Here is a 5866-nt window from a genome sequence, read left to right on the forward strand (position 1 = left end):
TCTTCGAGGTGGCCGACCGCATCCACATCCACCGGCTTGGACGACGCCTCTGCGTCGTCGATCCGAAGCAGATTTCCATGTCGGATGCCGTCGCGTTGATGACCGGCGCCAAGAAGCCGCCGGAGGACGCGCTGGCCGCCTGATCCGCCTCGTCGGGTAAATTGCCGCAGATGAATCGGTTGCCTATCGACCTAAATCGATTGAATATATGCTGCAATGCACTGGGGTAGGGTGGGAGGAACCGTGAAAGCCGGTATGATCATGGCAACCGCACGAGAGGCGACATGACAAACGCGATGACGACCGAAGCTCCCATCCTGGAAATCCCCGATCCCAAGACGCTCGCCGACGAAGTCTTGCTGGCCCTCAAATACAGGGTCGGTAAGGGCACCAACGTCGCCACCCAGTACGACTGGCTCACCGCATCGATCAAGGTCGTGCGCGACCGCGTCGTCGATCAGTGGATGCAGGCCACCCAGGAGGCCTACGCCCAGCAGGAGAAGCGCGTCTACTATCTGTCGCTGGAATTCCTCATCGGCCGCCTGATGCGCGATGCCTTCTCCAATCTCGGCCTGATGGACAACATGCGCGAGGCGCTGCGCTCGCTCAGCGTCGACCTCGACCTCATCGCCGGGCTCGAACCCGATGCCGCGCTCGGCAATGGCGGCCTCGGCCGGCTTGCCGCCTGCTTCATGGAGAGCATGGCAACCGTCGGCATTCCGGCGCACGGCTATGGCATCCGCTATGCCAACGGCATGTTCCGCCAGGAGATCCATGACGGCTGGCAGGTCGAGCTACCGGAAACCTGGCTCGATCATGGCAATCCCTGGGAGTTCGAGCGGCGCGAGCGCTCCTTCGAGGTTGGCTTCGGCGGCTCGGTGGAATCGATCACCTCCAAGGACGGAAGGCTCGAGCGCCACGTCTGGAAGCCAACCGAGCATGTGCTGGCCGTCGCCTACGACACGCCGGTCGCCGGCTGGCGAGCCAATCGCGTCAACACGCTGCGGCTGTGGTCCGGCATGCCGATCGATCCAATCCTGCTCGACAAGTTCAATGCCGGCGACCACATCGGCGCGCTGGCCGAAAGCAACAAGGCCGACGCTCTGTCGCGCGTACTCTATCCTGCTGATTCCCACATGGCCGGGCAGGAGCTCAGGCTGCGCCAGGAGTATTTCTTCTCCACCGCCTCGCTGCAGGACATCGTCCAGCGCCATCTCAGCCAATATGGCGACCTGCAGTCGCTGCCGGACAAGGCGGCGATCCATCTCAACGACACCCATCCGGCGATCGCCGTGCCCGAACTGATGCGGCTTCTGATGGATGTCCACGGCATGGATTTCGACCAGGCCTGGGACATCACCAAGCGCACCTTCGGCTACACCAACCACACGCTGCTGCCCGAGGCGCTGGAAAGCTGGCCGGTGCCGCTGTTCGAGCGGCTTTTGCCGCGCCACATGCAGATCGTCTACGCCATCAACGCGGAGGTGCTGCTCGAGGCGCGCGCCACCAATAAGTTCTCTGGCGAGCAGATCAGCCGTATCTCGCTGATCCAGGAGAATGGCGACCGCCGCGTGCGCATGGGCAATCTGGCCTTCGTCGGCTCGCATTCGATCAACGGCGTCTCGGCGCTGCACACCGAGCTGATGAAGGAGACGGTGTTCGCCGACCTCCACAAGCTCTATCCCGACCGCATCAACAACAAGACCAACGGCATCACGCCGCGGCGCTGGCTGATCCAGTGCAATCCCGGCCTCACTGCGCTTGCCCGCGAGGCGATCGGCGACCGCTTCCTGGACGATATCGACGCCATCAAGGGGCTCGACGCCTTTGCCGGCGATGCCTCGTTCCGCGAGAAGTTCGCGACGGTGAAGCGGGCGAACAAGTCGAGGCTCGCCAACCTGGTCGCCGACCGGCTCGGCATCAAGCTCGACCCCTCGGCGCTGTTCGACATTCAGGTCAAGCGCATCCACGAGTACAAGCGTCAGCTGCTCAACATCCTGGAAGCCGTCGCGCTCTACGACCAGATCCGCTCGCATCCCGAGCGCGACTGGATGCCGCGCGTAAAATTCTTCGGCGGCAAGGCGGCGCCCAGCTACCACAACGCCAAGCTGATCATCAAACTCGCCAACGACGTCGCTAGGGTCATCAACCGCGATCCGGCGGTGCGCGGCCTGCTCAAGGTCGTGTTCGTGCCGAACTACAATGTCAGCCTGGCCGAAGTGCTGATGCCGGCCGCGGACCTTTCCGAGCAGATCTCGACCGCCGGCATGGAAGCCTCCGGCACCGGCAACATGAAGTTCGCGTTGAACGGCGCGCTGACCATCGGCACGCTCGACGGCGCCAATGTCGAGATCAAGGAATGTGTCGGCGACGACAACATCTTCATCTTCGGCCTGACCACCGCCGAGGTCGCCGACCGGCGCAACAACGGCTACAATCCGCGCGCGGTGATCGAAGCCTCGCCGGAACTTTCACAGGCACTCGCCGCCATCTCCTCGGGCGTCTTCTCGCCTGACGATCCGCAGCGCTACCGCGCATTGATCGACGGCCTCTACAACAGCGACTGGTTCATGGTGGCGGCCGACTTCGATACTTACGCGGCCACCCAGCGCGACGTCGATACCGTCTGGCGCAACAGCCCCGACTGGTACGCGCGCGCCATCCGCAACGTCGCCCGCGTCGGCTGGTTCTCTTCCGATCGCACGATCCGCCAATATGCGAAAGAAATCTGGAACGTGCCCGTCTGATATGATTGCATGAGGTCACGAACAACGTGGCCCCTAGTGGAGTGAGTTTGACACTTGCGGATCCAGGACCAGTCGGCGATGCAGATGTCGAAGTCAAACCTCCGCTAGTATTTGAGTTCGAGTGCCCAGGGAGGGCGACTGCCTGATGAGGAAGCCGCGCGCGACCGCTGCGACGAGCGGGCCGGACGGATTGGCGCCAGCCGGCGATGTCGCGGCGATTGTCGCCGGTACGCATGGCGATCCCTTCGCGGTTCTCGGCGTGCATGAGGCCGGCAAGGGTTTTGTTGCCCGCTGCTTCGTCCCGAACGCCGAGTTCGTCACCGCCTACACGCTGAGCGGCAAGGCGGCAGGCGAGCTGTCGCGACGCGACGATTCGGGTTTCTTCGAGGGCAAGCTCACGCTCAGGAAGCGTCAGCCGCTGCGCTATCACGCCAGGAATGCCGGCGGCGACTGGTGGCTGACCGATCCTTACTCCTTCGGCCCAGTGCTCGGCCCGCTGGACGACTACTATATCGCCGAGGGCTCGCATCTCAGGCTCTTCGACAAGCTCGGCGCCCATGTCATCGACCATGAGGGCGCCACCGGCGTGCATTTCGCCGTCTGGGCGCCCAATGCGCGGCGCGTCTCGGTGGTCGGCGCATTCAACGAATGGGACGGGCGCCGGCACACGATGCGCGACCGCCGCGACACCGGCATCTGGGAGCTGTTCATCCCCGATATCGGCGCCGGCCAACCCTACAAGTTCGAGATCATCGCCCCCGACGGCGTGCGGCTGCCGCTTAAGGCCGATCCGTTCGCCTTCGAGTCGGAACTGCGCCCGGCCACCGCGTCGGTGACGGCGCCGCCGATAGCGCATGAATGGGGCGACGAGGCGCACCGCACGTTCTGGCGCAATGCCGATCCCAGGCGCGAGGCGATCTCGATCTACGAGGTCCATGCCGGCTCCTGGCAGCTTCGCGACGACGGCACGTTCCTGAGCTGGGACGAGCTCGCCGCTCGCCTGATCCCCTATGCCGTCGACACGGGCTTCACCCATATCGAGTTCCTGCCGATCTCCGAGCATCCCTACGATCCGTCCTGGGGCTACCAGACCACCGGCCTCTACGCGCCGACCGCCCGCTTCGGCGATCCCGATGGCTTTGCCCGGTTCGTCGACGGTGCGCATCGCGCCGGCGTCGGCGTCATCCTCGACTGGGTGCCGGCGCATTTTCCGGTGGACGAGCATGGCCTGGTGAAGTTCGACGGCACCGCGCTTTACGAGCACGCCGATCCGCGCCAGGGTTTCCACCCGGACTGGAACACCGCGATCTACAATTTCGGCCGCCGCGAGGTGGTATCGTTCCTGGTCAACAACGCGCTGTTCTGGGCCGAGAAATACCATGTCGACGGCCTGCGCGTCGACGCGGTTGCCTCGATGCTCTACCTCGATTATTCCCGCAAGGCCGGCGAGTGGATCCCCAACGAGAAGGGTGGACGCGAGAACCTTGAGGCGGTCGCCTTCCTGCAGAAGATGAACAAGGAGCTCTACGGCCACCATCCCGGCGTGGTGACCATCGCCGAGGAATCGACCTCATGGCCGAAAGTGTCGCGGCCGGTGCATGAGGGCGGGCTGGGCTTCGGCTTCAAGTGGAACATGGGCTTCATGCACGACACGCTGGAGTATTTCTCCAAGGAGCCGATCTATCGCAAGCACCACCACAACGACATCACCTTCGGCCTTGTCTACGCCTTCTCCGAGAATTTCGTGCTGCCGCTCTCCCATGACGAGGTCGTGCATGGCAAGGGCACGCTGCTGGGCAAGATGGCCGGCGACGACTGGCAGAAATTCGCCACCTTGCGCGCCTACTACGCCTTCATGTGGGGCTATCCCGGCAAGAAGCTTTTGTTCATGGGCCAGGAATTCGCGCAGCGCCGCGAATGGAGCGAGGCGCGAGCGCTAGACTGGGACTTGCTTGACCACGCTCCGCATCGCGGTATCTGGCAGGTAGTGCGCGACCTCAATTACCTCTACCGCTCGCGTCCGGCGCTGCATGCGCGCGACTGTGAGCCGGACGGCTTTTCCTGGCTGATCGTCGACGACAGCGAGAATTCGGTGTTCGCCTGGCTGCGCAGCGCGCCGGACGGCAATCCGATCGCCGTCATCTCCAATTTCACGCCGGTGCCGCGCGACAATTACCGCGTGCCGCTGCCGAAGGCCGGCAGCTGGCGCGAGATCATCAACACCGACGCCTCGGATTATGGCGGTTCGGGCAAGGGCAATGGCGGCGTGGTCGAGGCCAGGGCGGAAGGAGGAGGCGTATCGGCGACGATGCTTTTGCCGCCGCTGTCGACGATCATGCTCGAATTTGTCCCGGACTGAACGATGCCGCACACTGGTAATTTGGGAGGGTAAAAATGGCAGACTTGAAAAGAACCCAGCCGCTGGCACGCGACGCTATGGCCTATGTGCTGGCCGGCGGGCGCGGCAGCCGTCTCAAGGAATTGACCGACCGGCGCGCCAAGCCCGCGGTCTATTTCGGCGGCAAGACGCGCATCATCGATTTCGCGCTGTCCAATGCGCTGAACTCCGGCATTCGCCGCCTTGGCGTCGCCACCCAGTACAAGGCACATTCGCTGATTCGCCACCTGCAGCGCGGCTGGAACTTCCTGCGCCCAGAGCGAAACGAGAGCTTCGACATCCTGCCGGCCAGCCAGCGCGTCTCGGAGACGCAGTGGTATGAGGGCACGGCGGACGCGGTCTACCAGAACATCGACATCATCGAGGCCTATGGCCCCGAATACATGGTGATCCTGGCCGGCGACCACATCTACAAGATGGACTACGAGCTGATGCTGCGCCAGCATGTCGACGCCAATGCCGACGTCACCGTCGGCTGCCTCGAAGTGCCGCGCATGGAAGCGACCGGTTTCGGCGTCATGCATGTCGATGCCAAGGACACTATCATCTCATTCATCGAAAAGCCCGCCGACCCGCCCGGCATCCCCGACAAGCCGGATTTCGCCCTGGCCTCGATGGGCATCTATGTGTTCAAGACCAAGTTCCTGATGGAGCAGCTGCGCCGTGACGCCGCCGAGCCCGGCTCCAGCCGCGACTTCGGCAAGGACATCATCCCCTATAT

The 5866-nt window shown here is 63.7% G+C and carries 3 protein-coding genes and 1 pseudogene; all 4 read left to right on the top strand.

Annotated elements, in window-relative coordinates:
- Positions 1-143 (top strand): annotated as a pseudogene (locus EN742_RS21475) (sugar ABC transporter ATP-binding protein); the annotation flags it as partial.
- A gap of 141 nt (positions 144-284) precedes the next feature.
- On the top strand, positions 285-2747 hold the full coding sequence (locus EN742_RS21480; protein WP_128333247.1) for a glycogen/starch/alpha-glucan phosphorylase: 2463 nt from the start codon (positions 285-287) through the stop codon (positions 2745-2747).
- A 145-nt stretch (positions 2748-2892) separates the two neighbouring features.
- Positions 2893-5106, top strand: a complete 2214-nt coding sequence (glgB, locus tag EN742_RS21485; RefSeq protein WP_128333248.1) for a 1,4-alpha-glucan branching protein GlgB — start codon at positions 2893-2895, stop codon at positions 5104-5106.
- Positions 5107-5141: 35 nt separating this feature from the next.
- Positions 5142-5866, top strand: a 725-nt coding sequence (locus tag EN742_RS21490) for a sugar phosphate nucleotidyltransferase (RefSeq protein ID WP_148669368.1), incomplete at its 3' end; no start/stop codon positions are given.

The organism is Mesorhizobium sp. M4A.F.Ca.ET.020.02.1.1, from assembly GCF_004022645.1.
Classification (GTDB): domain Bacteria; phylum Pseudomonadota; class Alphaproteobacteria; order Rhizobiales; family Rhizobiaceae; genus Mesorhizobium.